14 protein-coding genes are annotated in these 14,336 nt (G+C 38.2%); 10 read left to right on the forward strand and 4 right to left on the reverse strand.

What is annotated here, in order from left to right; genetic code table 11:
- Positions 1 to 89 precede the first annotated feature (89 nt).
- The 4 genes from ODE14_RS00960 to ODE14_RS00975 all read right to left on the reverse strand — a co-directional run bounded on the left by ODE14_RS00960 (position 90) and on the right by ODE14_RS00975 (position 5,235).
- Positions 90 to 2,351 (reverse strand): glycoside hydrolase family 3 C-terminal domain-containing protein, encoded by a 2,262-nt coding sequence (locus ODE14_RS00960; RefSeq protein WP_263602597.1) that lies wholly within the window; start codon positions 2,349 to 2,351, stop codon positions 90 to 92.
- 225 nt (positions 2,352 to 2,576) lie between these two features.
- Positions 2,577 to 3,383 carry a methionine ABC transporter substrate-binding lipoprotein MetQ gene (gene metQ, locus ODE14_RS00965; RefSeq protein WP_263602598.1) on the reverse strand — a complete coding sequence of 269 codons (807 nt, stop codon included), beginning with the start codon at positions 3,381 to 3,383 and terminating at the stop codon, positions 2,577 to 2,579.
- Between the two features lie 174 nt (positions 3,384 to 3,557).
- Positions 3,558 to 4,214, reverse strand: coding sequence for a methionine ABC transporter permease MetI (metI, locus tag ODE14_RS00970; protein WP_263602599.1), 657 nt, complete (start codon positions 4,212 to 4,214; stop codon positions 3,558 to 3,560).
- Entirely contained in the window at positions 4,207 to 5,235 is a 1,029-nt protein-coding gene (locus ODE14_RS00975) for a methionine ABC transporter ATP-binding protein (RefSeq protein WP_263602600.1), read from the reverse strand. Before ODE14_RS00975 ends, metI begins: the two co-directional genes overlap by 8 nt.
- Before the next feature lie 437 nt (positions 5,236 to 5,672).
- On the opposite strand from ODE14_RS00975, the gene ODE14_RS00980 reads away from it, so the two are divergent.
- From ODE14_RS00980 to ODE14_RS01025, 10 genes are all read left to right on the forward strand, one after another.
- On the forward strand, positions 5,673 to 6,602 hold the full coding sequence (locus tag ODE14_RS00980; RefSeq protein ID WP_263602601.1) for a ring-cleaving dioxygenase: 930 nt from the start codon (positions 5,673 to 5,675) through the stop codon (positions 6,600 to 6,602).
- Positions 6,603 to 6,725: 123 nt separating this feature from the next.
- On the forward strand, positions 6,726 to 7,019 hold the full coding sequence (locus tag ODE14_RS00985) for a GNAT family N-acetyltransferase (protein WP_029296976.1): 294 nt from the start codon (positions 6,726 to 6,728) through the stop codon (positions 7,017 to 7,019).
- 30 nt (positions 7,020 to 7,049) lie between these two features.
- Complete coding sequence (locus tag ODE14_RS00990; protein ID WP_263602602.1) at positions 7,050 to 8,003, forward strand: VOC family protein; 954 nt, start codon at positions 7,050 to 7,052, stop codon at positions 8,001 to 8,003.
- Between the two features lie 3 nt (positions 8,004 to 8,006).
- Positions 8,007 to 8,627 carry an alpha/beta hydrolase gene (locus ODE14_RS00995; RefSeq protein ID WP_263602603.1) on the forward strand — a complete coding sequence of 207 codons (621 nt, stop codon included), beginning with the start codon at positions 8,007 to 8,009 and terminating at the stop codon, positions 8,625 to 8,627.
- A gap of 46 nt (positions 8,628 to 8,673) precedes the next feature.
- Complete coding sequence (locus tag ODE14_RS01000) at positions 8,674 to 9,021, forward strand: hypothetical protein (RefSeq protein ID WP_263602604.1); 348 nt, start codon at positions 8,674 to 8,676, stop codon at positions 9,019 to 9,021.
- Positions 9,022 to 9,725: 704 nt separating this feature from the next.
- Positions 9,726 to 11,336 carry a Na+/H+ antiporter gene (locus ODE14_RS01005; protein WP_263602605.1) on the forward strand — a complete coding sequence of 537 codons (1,611 nt, stop codon included), beginning with the start codon at positions 9,726 to 9,728 and terminating at the stop codon, positions 11,334 to 11,336.
- 183 nt (positions 11,337 to 11,519) lie between these two features.
- On the forward strand, positions 11,520 to 11,831 hold the full coding sequence (locus tag ODE14_RS01010; RefSeq protein WP_263602606.1) for a hypothetical protein: 312 nt from the start codon (positions 11,520 to 11,522) through the stop codon (positions 11,829 to 11,831).
- A gap of 9 nt (positions 11,832 to 11,840) precedes the next feature.
- Positions 11,841 to 12,425 (forward strand): Crp/Fnr family transcriptional regulator, encoded by a 585-nt coding sequence (locus ODE14_RS01015; protein WP_263602607.1) that lies wholly within the window; start codon positions 11,841 to 11,843, stop codon positions 12,423 to 12,425.
- A 472-nt stretch (positions 12,426 to 12,897) separates the two neighbouring features.
- On the forward strand, positions 12,898 to 13,773 hold the full coding sequence (locus ODE14_RS01020) for a pirin family protein (protein ID WP_263602608.1): 876 nt from the start codon (positions 12,898 to 12,900) through the stop codon (positions 13,771 to 13,773).
- Positions 13,774 to 14,057: 284 nt separating this feature from the next.
- On the forward strand, positions 14,058 to 14,204 hold the full coding sequence (locus tag ODE14_RS01025; protein WP_263602609.1) for a hypothetical protein: 147 nt from the start codon (positions 14,058 to 14,060) through the stop codon (positions 14,202 to 14,204).
- Positions 14,205 to 14,336 lie beyond the last annotated feature (132 nt).

The raw sequence follows: 14,336 nt of genomic DNA on the forward strand, positions 1-14,336 counted from the left end.
TTTGATAATCTCATTTGATACTATTAAATAATAAAAATGCCCGGATAAATTCCGGGCATTCACGTTTTAGAAATATAAATAAGGTAAAACTACTTTAAAGTAAACTTCACTTTGGTTTTAATAGCATCGGAAGCATTACCGATTAAAGCCTCAAAATCTCCCGGTTCTGCTACCCAGTCGTGTTTATCGGCATCGAAGAAGCTTAATGCTGTTTTGTCGATGGTAAAGGTTACTTCTTTTTCCTCTCCAGGGTTCAGGAATACTTTTTCAAAACCTTTCAGTTCTTTAGCAGGACGCTGAACAGATGATTTCAGATCGCTGATGTACAACTGTGCCACTTCGGCACCCGCTTTTTTTCCTGTATTTTTAACCGTTACTGTAAAAGTAATTTTGTCATCCTGTGCCATTGTTTTTTTATCCGCTTTTGCTTTTCCGAATTCAAAAGTCGTGTAGCTTAAGCCATGTCCGAAACTGAATAAAGGTTTGATTTTTTTCGTATCGTGCCATCTGTATCCTACCAGAATACCTTCGTTGTATTTGATATTGATCGGATTTTTCTGGTCTTTTCCTTTTCCGGCAGCCAATTCTTCCTTATTCCCCGGATATTCTCCCATCTGATGTGCTGCATTATCTTCCAGTTTTACAGGAAATGTAAACGGCAGTTTTCCAGAAGGGTTCGCATCACCAGCCAAAACTGCGGCTAAAGAATTTCCGGCTTCAGAACCAAGATACCACGCCTGAACAATTGTCGGAACATCCTTTACCCACGGCATTGCCACGGCATTTCCGGAAACCAGAACTACGGCAAGGTTTTTATTGGCTTTTGCCAGCGCAGAAATCACTTGATCCTGATTGTATGGCAGTCCGTAGCTTTTTCTGTCATTTCCTTCACTGTCCTGGAAATCAGCTTTATTCAGTCCACCAACGAAAATTACGTAATCAGAAGATTTTGCCAGTGCTACAGCTTCTTCCAGAAGAGCTTCTGGAGACCTGTCTTCCTTCAGGTTTTGTCCGGACTTTACCCCGTTGTATTCACCGCCGATATCTCCTACATAGCCTCTTGCATACTGCACATCTGCTTGTTTCCCGAATCTCGTTTTAATTCCTTCCAAAGGAAGCGTTTCATATTTTACTTTCAGGGAAGATGAACCTCCTCCTACGGTCATTATCTTGATGGCATTTTCACCAATAACGGCAATTTTTTTAGCTTTATTGATGTCAATCGGAAGAACATTTCCCTGATTTTTAAGCAATACAATTCCCTCTTCACCGATTTCTTTAGCAACGGCTTTATGTTCTTCAGAAGCAATATTCCCGAAAGGTTTATTCCTGTTCATGGTGGTTTTATAGGCAAGACGTAAAAGTCTGGTCACTTTATCGTCAAGCTCTTTTGTTCCAACTTTTCCTTCTTTAATCAATTTTAAATAAGGCTGGGCCAGATAATAATTATCATAAGCATTGGAATGCCCGTCCGATAAACCGTTGGTCCAGCTTCCAAACTCCAGGTCAAGGCCGTTGTGAATCGCCTGTTCGGTATTGTTTACCGCACCCCAGTCTGAAACAACCACACCTTTATAATTCCATTCTTTTTTAAGGATGTCATTCAGAAGATATTGGTTTTGGCTGGCGTACTGTCCTTTGTACATATCATAAGCTCCCATGATCGTCCAGGAGTCTCCTTCGGTTACAGCTGCTTTAAAAGGAGGTAGATAAATTTCATATAATGTCCTGTCATCTATAATCACATTGCTGGTATGACGGAACATTTCCTGATTGTTCAGGACATAATGCTTCACGGAAGTTGCTACACCGTTCGACTGCACACCTTTAATATAAGGCACCACCATTTTTGATGTTAAAAAAGGATCTTCTCCCATATACTCGAAATTTCTTCCATTGAGTGGCGTTCTGTAAATGTTGACACCAGGTCCCAGAAGAATGTCTTTTTTTCTATAGCGGGCTTCTTCACCCAATGCTTTACCGTAATTCCACGACATGTTTTTGTTCCACGTTGCGGAAAGTGCTGTTAAGGCAGGGTAGGCGATGATTGAATCATTGGTCCAGCCGGCCTGATCCCACTCGTCCCATTTTACTTCAGAACGCACGCCGTGAGGGCCGTCGGTCGTCCAGAATTCAGGAATTCCCAGTCTTGGTACTCCGGGAGAGCTGAACTTGGACTGTGCATGAAGCATCGCAATTTTTTCTTCAAGCGTCATTTTGGACAGAGCATCCTGAATACGCTGTTCAACAGGTTTCGATTCGTCTAAATAAACGGGAATGGTATTATTTTGAGCCATATACGAAGCAGAAATAAAAGTAAATAAACTTACAATGGCGGTTTTCTTTAACATAAAAAGCCTTTTTAGATTAAAAACAAAAATAGGAATTTTTTTTATTATCTCAAATTGAGAAAATGTAATTTCGTGAAATTGGTTATTTCTCACCATTCACCTAAAGAAAACAAAAAAGCATCATTCCATTATATAGAATGATGCTGCAAAAATATATAAATAACAAAAATCTCTTAGCAATAACTAATTTCTGTGAAATGCATTAATATTAAACTTTTATCATATTTAGTTCCAGCCTTTAACGGCACCACCTTTAAAAATTTCTTCTGCTTTTTTTTCTACCTCATCAGATTCGTAAGCTTTTACAAACTTCTTCACTTTTTCAGAATTTTTATTATCCTCTCGTGAAACAATCACATTCACATAAGGCGAATTTTTATCTTCCTTTAAAATTCCCTGCTTTTCTGCATCCAGTCCGGCCTGTGCTGCAAAATTATTGTTAATGATTGCCAGTACAACTTCCTTATCATCCAATACTCTCGGTAGCTGTGGTGCTTCAATTTCGATAATTTTCAACTGCTTCGGATTATCAGTAATATCAGTGACTTTTGGTAATAAACCGATTCCGTCTCTCAGTTTTAGCAAACCATTTTTTTGTAACAGCAATAAAGAGCGGCCGCCGTTGGTTGGATCGTTCGGAATAACAACCGTACTTCCATTCTGCAGCTCGCTGATGTTTTTTATTTTTTTGGAATAGGCAACGATCGGGTAGACAAATGTATTTCCCACTACGGCAAGTTTATACCCTCTCTGTTTGGACTGCTCACTCAGATACGGGACATGCTGAAAAGCATTGGCGTCGATATCCCCGTTGTTCAGGGCTTCATTGGGAATGACATAATCGTTGAAGGCAACCAGCTCCACATCAAGGTTGTATTTTTCTTTGGCCACTTTTCTGGCAGTTTCCGCAATTTCCTGTTCCGGTCCGGAGGTAATACCTACTTTAATCGAATTGGGATTGTCTTTCCCGGAATTGCAGGCTGACAGTAATAATCCAACAGTTATCAGTCCTAAAATCTTTATTTTTTTCATTGTAAATTATTTTCTTTTTTAAATGGTAAGAAAGCGAAAATCACGGAACGGTATTAATCTCAGGATGCCCCGGAAATTCGCCTTTTACCATCAGTGACAAAGTTTTGCAATGCCACCACACTATTTCACATTCACATTATATTATCTTAAATTTGAAGGACAATTATTATCCTTTTATCGATGATCAAACCGTTTAGCCAGTCGGTCACCAGAAAATTGGATGATAAATACAATCGCTACCAATAAGGTAAGTACAAGGTTCATAATGACCGCATCATAGCCGATATAGCCGTACTGATAGCCGATCTGTCCGAGTCCTCCAGCTCCCACCGCTCCACCCATTGCAGAATAACCCACTAACGTTATCAAAGTGATTGTTGCGTTGTTGATTAAAGAAGGCAGTGCTTCCGGGAGGAGAATTTTCCTGATGATCTGAAACGGGCTTGCTCCCAATGCTCTGGCGGTTTCTATTAATCCGGCAGGAACTTCCAGCAAGCTGTTTTCAACCAGTCTTGCAATAAATGGTGCTGCCCCGATACTCAACGGAACCAATGCTGCATTAACACCAATAGATGTTCCTACCAGACTTCTGGTGAAAGGAATCATCCAGACAATCAGAATAATAAAGGGGATTGAACGGAAGATATTGACGAGCACCGATAAGATTCTGTTATAAATCCTGTTTTCCAAAAGCTGTCCTTTTCTAGTCAGAAATAATAAAATCCCAACCGGCAGTCCCAAAACAAACCCAAAAAATCCTGAAACAAATGTCATGAAAACCGTCTCCCAAAGACCTTTTGAAAGGAGCGTAATTATCGTGTCACTAAGCATAACCTCTTACTCTGTTTTGGATTTTATTCTGGTTTAAATAATAAATGGCCTGCTGATTTTCTTCTTCATCACCCTGGAGTTGTAGAAGAAGTCTACCAAAATTTGTGTCTCCCAGATATTCTACGTCTGCCTTTAAAACTTTATAAGGAATCTTATATTTATCGTATACAATGGAAAGAAGTGCTTCAACAGAAATATCTTCATTCACTTCTACTTCTATAAGGGGAAAAAGCCCGTCCTGCGGTTCTTTCTGCAGTTTTTTACTGAGTTCCTGCGGTATATTCATAACACCTGAGTTTAAAAATTTTTTGATGATGGGATGATCTTTTTGTGTAATAATTTCACCTAAAGTTCCTTTGGTAATAAGTTTTCCTTTGTCTATAACAGCGACATGGTCGCAAATCGTCCGTATGACTTCCATTTCGTGGGTAATCAAGAGAATGGTAATGCCGAGCCTCTGATTAATATCTCTTAGCAGCTGCAGGATTGACCATGTTGTTGCGGGATCCAGTGCACTGGTCGCTTCATCACAGAGCAGTAGATAAGGGTCATTGGCAAGTGCTCTGGCAATAGCTACTCTTTGTTTCTGACCTCCCGAAAGGCTTTTAGGATAATCATTGGCCTTATCTTCAAGTCCTACAATACTTAGAAGCTCATTAACTTTTTTACTGATTGCTTCTTTTTTTACGCCATCAAGTTCCAGCGGTAAAGCAATATTTTCAGAAACAGTTCTTGATGAAAGAAGGTTGAAATGCTGGAAAATCATTCCTATTTTTTTTCTTTCCTTTGCCAGCTCCCTGGATTTTAACCGGGTAAAATCTTTTCCGTTAATGATGATTTCACCTTTATCCGGTTTTTCAAGCAGATTTACCGTTCTGATCAGCGTGCTTTTCCCCGCACCGGAAAACCCTATAATTCCTACAATATCGCCTTTTTCTATATTCAGGCTGATTTGGTCCAGTGCCTTAAAAGACTGATTTTTCTGATGGAAGGTTTTTGATATATTTTTTATCTCTATCATAATTACGATGCTTAATTAAACAAAAAAAGGCTCTACAACGTGGTAAAGCCTTTAAAATATGTCATATAAAAGTAAGGTCAGTCACCACAATGCTCTATTTCAGGCATACAGCAATACTTCATCATTATTCTGATGGTATGCTTGATGATGAAAATATTTTTCAAACCTGTATTCATTGTTTTTATCTTCTGATTACGGTTGCAAATATAAAGTATAAATCTTTATTAGTCCACTAAAAATGTAGACTTTTTATAAAATTAATTATAATCTTCTGATTTTTAGATCATTATTTTTTTTTGTTATTATTAACTTTAAATAATTCGATATTTATTTAAAAATAATTGTATAAATCCGAATGCCGATAATATCATTTATTAAACTAGTTAAATGTGCAGGATTTTATAAGCTCATACATTTGTCATATAAAATTAAACAACATGAACAATAGAATTTTAGGGCTGCACCATATCACTGCGATTGCAGACAACGCCAAAAGAAATCTAGATTTTTACACTCAGGTACTGGGAGTAAGACTGGTAAAAAAAACCGTCAATTTTGATGATCCCGGAACCTACCACTTTTATTTCGGAAATGAAGAAGGAACACCCGGAACTATTCTGACCTTCTTCCCGTGGGAAGGAATAGGAAAAGGAACAAACGGAGCGGGATTGGCCACGCACATCGGCTATTCAATTCCCAAAGGAAGTATTGATTTCTGGAAAAACAGACTGCAACAGTTTAATGTAAATGCGGAAGAGGTAGAAATATTCGGTGAAAAACTGATTTCATTTAAAGATCCGGATGGTTTACAGCTGCAGTTTATCGAATCTTCCACAGATGAAAGAAAAGTCTGGACAACAGAAGACATCAAAGAAGAAAATGCTTTGAAAGGATTTCACAATGTAACGCTTTCATTAAAAAGAGCAGAACCCACCATAAAAGTTTTAACGGATATCTTCGGATATGATCTTCAGAAACAGGAAGGAGAAAGATACCGTTTTGCTACAGATGCAGTTGAAACGGCCAACCTGGTTGATATTATTGAAAATGATAAATTGTTATTGGGAAGGAATGCGGCAGGAACCAATCACCATGTTGCTTTCAGAGTGAAAGATGATAATGTGTTGATGGAATTCCGTGAAAAAGTCCTTTCCGCAGGTTTGAATATCACTCCGAAAATCGACAGAGATTATTTTTATTCACTGTATTTCCGTGAACCGGGCGGTGTTTTATTCGAAATTGCTACCGATAATCCGGGATTCACAGTAGATGAACCTTTGAACGAATTGGGAACAAGCTTAAAACTTCCGAAACAGCACGAGGGTTTACGTGAAAAAATAGAAGAGGCATTGCCGAAGTTATCATAGGTCATCAGCCATTTTCAGCAAACGCAGTAATTTAGCAATTAGCAATTAGCAATTAGCAATTAGCAATTAGCAATTAGCAATTAGCAATTAGCAATAAGCAATAAGCAATAAAAATTTAAACATATGGAAACAACGAAAGTAGTTTTAGGAAACGTAAGAGGAGAAATACAGCTTTTTTCAGACGATAATAAAGCCGGAAAAATGGATATTTCAGTAATGGGAAACAAATTGACCGTTTATCACACCGAAGTCAGCGAAGAATATGCCGGAAAAGGTTTTGCCAAAATATTATTGGATAAGCTGGTTTCGTATGCAAGAGAAAATGATCTTAAAATCGTACCGTTGTGTCCGTATGTTCATGCCCAGTTCAAAAGAAATCCGGAATTGTACAACGATGTCTGGCTAAAAGAAGAATAATTATTAACCTTAACCTTAATCTCAACAACCATGAAACTGATCACAGGACTTCATCACGTTACAGCCATCACAGGCGACACACAGGAAAATATAGACTTTTATACCGGAGTATTAGGACTTCGGCTGGTTAAAACAACGGTTAATTTCGATTATTCCGATGTATACCATTTTTATTTCGGTGACGAATTCGGAACTCCGGGAACGATTATGACGACTTTTCCCTACGGAAAAGGACTGGTAAATGGAAGACACGGAAAAGGTATGCTGAATACAACAGCGTTTTCCATATCCATGGATGCACTGGATTACTGGATGAATCGCCTGAATCAGTTTAATATTCCTTTCAAACATCCACAGCAAAGATTTTCGGGGGAAGTTTTTATTTATCTTGAAGATTTTGACGGACTCGGACTGGAATTGGTTTTTAATGATAAGGATGATCGTAAAGGATACAACAATCATTTTATCCCAAAAGATTTTGCCATTAAAGGAATTCACCATGTGGAAATCTGGCTGGATGCTTATGAAAGAACTGCAGCGCTGCTCACAACCCAGATGAATCATCAGCTTATTGCGGAAAGTTCAGACAGGTTCAGATACGCCGCGGAAGATGCTCCGGGAAAATATGTAGATCTTGTATGCACCCCGAATGCTTTGAAAGGACTTGCGGGAAGAGGAACGGTTCATCACGTTGCCTTCGCTACGCCAGATGCACAAACACAGCTTGAGATGATTGAAAAACTCAATACATTCGGATTGGAACATACTGAAGTGAAAGACCGTAAATATTTCACTTCCGTATATTTCAAAGAACCGGGAGGTGTTTTGTTTGAAATTGCTACTTCAGGTCCGGGATTTGATGTGGATGAGGAACTCGCTTCATTAGGTGAACATTTAAACCTTCCTCTGCAGTTTGAAGAAAAAAGAGAACATTTAGTAGAAGTTCTTCCGAAATTTAATTATCCAACAGAAAAATACAGATAAGTCATGGCTCATATTTTAGATATAAAAACAGCAGGAAAACCATTGAACGAAGCAGAAAAAGTGTTGATCATGATTCATGGAAGAGGTGGAAGCGCACAGGATATTTTGAGTTTATCGCAATATTTGAATGTGAAAGATTATGCACTGCTGGCTCCTCAGGCCACAAAAGGAAGCTGGTATCCGTTTTCCTTCATCGCTCCGGTGGAACAGAATGAGCCGTGGCTCTCTTCAGCCATTGAAAACATAGGCAAAACCGTAGAAAAAGCTTTAGCTGAGGGTATAGAACCGGAAAATATCTACTTCTTCGGATTTTCACAGGGAGCCTGTCTTACGCTGGAGTTTTTAGCAAGAAATGCACAGAAATTCGGAGGGGCGGCAGCCATTATCGGTGGCGTAATTGGTGAAAAGATCAACAGGGAAAATTACAAAGGAGATTTTGCACAAACTCCCATTTTCCTCGGAACCAGCAATCCGGATTTTCATGTACCGGTAGAAAGGGTATATGCAACGGCTAATATTCTCCGGGAAATGAATGCTGATGTTACCGAAAAAGTCTATCAGAATTTCGGACATTCTATCAATCAGGAAGAAATTGAACTGGCAAATTCATTGATTTTTGTTTAAATAATAGATAAAGTTATTATACTCTTTTATTTTAAATTGAAACATCATGAAAATCACAAGAATATTTAGTGATGAAGAAGGCGAATCTTATTTTGAAGATCTTGAAATTCCTTTAATTGACCAAGGTGAAATAGGATATTTATCCGAGAATTTTGAAGTTAAAAAATTACAGTTCAGAAAAGTTTCCGCAGATTACAATTACGATTTCCATCATGCCCCGCAGAAGCAATTCATTGTGCTTTTGGATGGAGGTGTTGAAATAGAAACCTCACTCGGAGAGCTTCGTCGGTTTCAGACCGGCGAAATTCTCCTGGTAGAAGACACAGTCGGAAAAGGTCATAAAACCAGAAACCTGGAAAAGAAGGAAAGAACGTCATTATTCATACATTTGTAAGAAAAAGACCGTAAGATAATAGACGGATAGAGGATAAAAGAAAAATGTAATTAAAAGAAGTTGAGATTCTTCCAGAATGAGACAGTTAGATAATACAATCTGTGAAACTGTAAGCAAAGCAATTGAAGGTTCTTTTAGAAACGACTTAGGAAACTGAAGCGTAAAGAAAATTACTTTTGCGAACGTAAAGAAAATTCTACTGTCCGAAGCGCGACAAAAATATAGAACCGAAGAACCAATAGTGAACTCGCGCAAGTTTTAGAATTTTTAGAGAGCAAAAGGAATTTTTAGCGGAAGATTCCAGTCTTGAACTTTTGTTTCTTTTGTTTTAAGACAAGAAAAAATAACAGATAATAATTCTTTGTTTCAAGACAAAAGAAAATGTAATTAAAAGAAGTTGAGATTCTTCCAGAATGAGACAGTTAGATAATACAATCTGTGAAACTGTAAGCAAAGCAATTGAAAGTTCTTTTAGAAATGACTTAGGAAGCTGAAGCGTAAAGAAAATTACTTTTGCGAACGTAAAGAAAATTCTACTGTCCGAAGCGCGACAAAAATATAAAACCGAAGAACCAATAGTGAACTCGCGCAAGTTTTAGAATTTTTAGAGAGTAAAAGAAATTTTTAGCGTAAGGTTCCAGTCTTGAACTTTTGTTTCTTTTGTTTCAAGACAAAAGAAATTAATATATAGAAAAATAAAAACCATGCACGAACAACTACTCCTTATACTAGGCCTACTCCTAATCGTCATGCTCCTCGTGATGCTGGCGCAACGTATAAAAATTGCCTATCCCATATTTCTGGTATTGGCAGGATTGGGCATCAGCTTTATTCCCGGCGTTCCTGTGCTAAGGCTGGATCCGGAAATCATATTCCTGATTTTCCTTCCGCCGCTTCTGTATGAAGCAGCCTGGTACACTTCATGGAACGACTTCTGGAAATGGAAAAGAACGATCGGACTGTTAGCTTTTGGTTTGGTTTTTTTAACATCACTGGTTGTGGCATTTGCTTCACAGGCTTTAATTCCGGGTTTTACCCTGGCATTGGGTTTCTTATTGGGCGGTATTGTTTCTCCTCCGGATGCCGTTGCGGCAACTACTGTTTTAAAAGGGCTGAAAGTTCCCAAACGCACCATCGCCATATTGGAAGGAGAAAGTCTTATTAATGATGCTTCGTCACTTATTGTTTTCAGGTTTGCCCTCGCTGCGGTTATGACGGGTGTATTTTCTATGCAGGAAGCGACCGGGCAGTTTTTTCTTGTAGCAGGAATGGGCGTAGTGGTAGGAATTGCCGGGGCGCATGTTTTCTATGCCATTCATCGGTTTCTGCCTACAACTCCTGCTATTGATGCGGCGCTAACGGTAATTACGCCCTATATTTTATTTCTTTCTGCAGAACATTTTCATTTTTCAGGTGTTATGGCGGTGGTGAGCGGTGGATTATTCATGTCGTTCCGTGCCCATGAAATATTTAAAACCGGAACAACCAGAGTCAACATGCTGGGAGTCTGGAATACCCTTATTTTCGTGATGAATGCATTGGTGTTTGTTCTGATAGGTCTTGAGCTGCCGGATATCATCCACGGATTGGGAGAAACCTCTTTAGCGGAAGGCATAAAATACGGTCTTATCATCAGTGCTATTGTTATTGTGGTAAGAATGCTATGGATCTATCCCGTAGCCCATATCCCGAGATGGCTCAGTAAAAATATACGAAAAGATCCTACCCCGGGATGGAAAAACCCACTGATCATCGGTTGGGCAGGAATGCGTGGCGTTGTTTCGCTGGCAACAGCACTTTCAATTCCGGTAATGATGAATGGACAGGCGGAATTTCCCATGAGAAATCTGATTCTTTTCATCACATTTGTTGTCATTTTTGTGACACTGGTGTTTCAGGGGCTTACGCTTCCTTTAATTATCAGGTTGATTAGAATTGAAGAAATAGATATCATTCAGCCCTCCCATGAGCAACAGGCCGGAATTCAGATCAGGCTTGATAAACTGGCGCTTAACACACTTCAGGAAAAATATCAAAAGAATATTAATCGAAACAATCTTGTTGAAAACTTTAAAAATACCATAGAAAATGACATTAAGCTCCATAAGAACCATTTAAGTTCCATTGAAATGTGCACCAACAGGCAGAATGATCTTAGAGAATATCATGAAATCATGCTGGATATTTTTGCGCTGCAACGGAAAGAGCTGTTTACTATGAAAAGAGAAAAGCTATACAGTGATGATGAAATCCGGAAAGCAGAATCACAGCTGGATTTAAATGAATTAAAGATCACGGGAAGCAAGCATTTGTAGAGTAAATCGAAGGTTGAGGTTAAGGTTTAGATTAAGAAGATCCTATAACTTCAGTCTGACAATATTGTAGCGGATCTCCGTGTGCTCTTATAAGTGAACGGCTTTGTGAACCTTAAAATAGAAAGTATTAAAAAGAATCTTAGTCCCTTAGTGTTCAAACCAACATAAAATAAACAATCAAAAATGAATACCTTACACTTCTTAGTCATCGGTAAAAATCAGGAGATCCTTGATACCCTGAAAAGAGTCATTGAAAACAATGAAGGCTGGAAAGCAACCATCCAAATGGATGAGAATACATGCTATAATACCATCAGAAATACGAATGTAGATATTGTTCTTTTGAGTTCCGGACTGGAAGAACAATTTGAGAAAGACATCAAAACCTTTTGTGAAAATCTGGATAAAAAAGTAAAAGTTATTGAGCATTATGGTGGAGGAAGCGGATTATTAAAGAACGAAGTTTACACACTTTTTCCTAATTTGCAGCCATAAACTGCAACTATGTCTGAAAACATCATCGGAAATGTAACAAGATTCATTAACCTTGAGCCTAAAGAAAAACAATTTTTCACCGGTTTGCTTACCCTGCAGACCTTTCCCAAAAAGACAATCCTGCTTCGTGAAGGAGAAATCTGTCAATTTGAGGGATACATCCAGAAAGGGTGTGTAAGAGTATATTATCTTGATGACAATGGCTTTGAAGTGACCATCCTGTTTGCCATAGAAGACTGGTGGATCAGTGATATTGCTTCCTTTCAGGATCAGAAACCATCTAATTTATACATAGAAACCCTGGAAGATTCGGAAATTTATATGCTGAATCCGGCAGCTAAAGAAAAACTATTATCCGAAATCCCAAAATTTGAAAGGGTTTTCAGAATGCTTGTGCAAAGAAATCTTTCCACGCTCCAGCACCGTCTGGTCAATACTATTTCCAAAAGTGCTTCAGACCGGTACCTGGAATTTATAAAAGTTTATCCGTCCATTCCGCAAAGAGTGGCACAATACTATATTGCTTCCTATCTAGGCGTTTCCAAAGAATTTGTAAGCACCATCCGAAAACGCCTCGCTTCCAAGCAAAAATAATTTTCAAAATCAAGATCCGCACAATTCCCCTCCTAAGGAGGGATGGCAAAAATTTGCAGAATTTTTGACAGGGTGGTTTTATCACCCAATTCTTTTCATGGTTAATGGTTTGACACACAGTCATTCTGAGCGCGAAGCAGTCGAAGAACCCCTTAAAACCGACCTGGGAAACTGAAGCGTAAAGAAAATTACTTTTGCGAACGTAAAGAAAATTCTACTGTCCGAAGCGCGACAGAAAGGTCGAACCGAAGAACCAATAGTGAACTCGCGCAAGTTTTGGGATTTTTAGAGAATAAAAATATTTTTTAGCATTCAGGTTCCAGTCTTGAATTTTTGTTTCTTTTGTTTGACTACGTCGAATCTTCGATTTCAAGACAAAAGAAAATAATCACATTTATTAAACTAGTTAAATGCACAGCAAAACCCACCAACCTAACTTTGTCCTATCAAAACAAATAAATACACACCAAATATGGACAGAAAAGATTTTTTAAAAAAAGGACTATTGGGAACGGGAATGTTCGTGGCATCAGCATCATTGGACAATACCATGAAAAATGAGATCGATGAGATCGAACCGTTGGAACCGATTGGCTACAACCATCTTCCCAATCTAGACTCAAAGATCAAAGACAATTCCGTTATTCATAAAGCAGATACCAGAGGAAAAGCAGACCACGGCTGGCTGGTGAGCAATCACACCTTTAGTTTTGCCAATTACCACAATCCGGAAAGAATGCATTTCGGGGTATTAAGAGTTTTAAATGATGATAAAGTGGAGGCGGGAAGAGGCTTCGGAACACATCCTCACGACAATATGGAGATCATCAGTATTCCACTGGAAGGCGATCTGGAACATAAAGACAGCATGGGAAATTCAGCCATTATCAGAAGTGGTGATATTCAGGTAATGAGTGCGGGAACCGGAATTATGCACAGTGAATTCAATAAAAATAAGGATCAGCTGGTGAAATTTCTCCAGATCTGGGTATATCCGAATAAAAGAAACGTTACCCCGAGATATGACCAGATTACATTAGACAAAACGAAAAGCAAAAATAAATTCCAGCAAATCCTTTCTCCAAATGCCGATGACGAAGGAGTGTGGATTCATCAGGATGCATGGTTTCATTTGGGAAACTTTGAAACCAATACCGAAACTGATTATCAGGTTAAGAAAAAAGGAAACGGTGTTTATGCTTTTATCATTAAAGGAAGTGCAGAAATCGAAGGTCAAAAGCTGGAAGAAAGAGATGGCTTCGGAGTTTGGAATATTAATGAGCTTCGCATCAAAGCGACATCCGAAAACACGGAAATTCTTCTCATGGACGTTCCGATGACCATGTAATATAAATTAAATTCATGAACCTGGTTCATAAGTATTGTTGGTGAGCTCTCTTTTAAGGGAGCTTTTTTTGAATTAATTAATCTTAATAGTCTAAATTTCTTATGCAGTTAAAATAATAAGCTTCATCGAATCAACTCGTTGATTAATTATTTGCTCCTTAAATATGCTGGATTATAATTTCAACTTTGTGAAAAAAAATTCTTTTAACAAGAAGTTTAATCTATATTTTTCCAATACTTATATACACTGCAAACATACTTCTGTTTACTTCAGATTATATTTTTATGCCTGCAAACTATATTTCAGTTCCTGCAAATAATATTCTTACTCCTGTAAATAATATTCTTGCTCCTGCAATTGTAATTGAAGTCCCTGTAAATAATATTCTTGCTACTGTAAACCATATGGTGATTACTGCAAATGCAATATGAACGCCCGCAGAAATACTTCCTGCATTAATACATCCGGAATTCCCAACATTATTTATAATACACGATATAGGAAACACTTTTCTTACCAATGAGCTTAATTGCAAAAGATATCACCCACACGCTCAACCATCA

The sequence above is a fragment of the Chryseobacterium sp. PET-29 genome (genome assembly GCF_025736815.1).
GTDB lineage: Bacteria > Bacteroidota > Bacteroidia > Flavobacteriales > Weeksellaceae > Chryseobacterium > Chryseobacterium nepalense.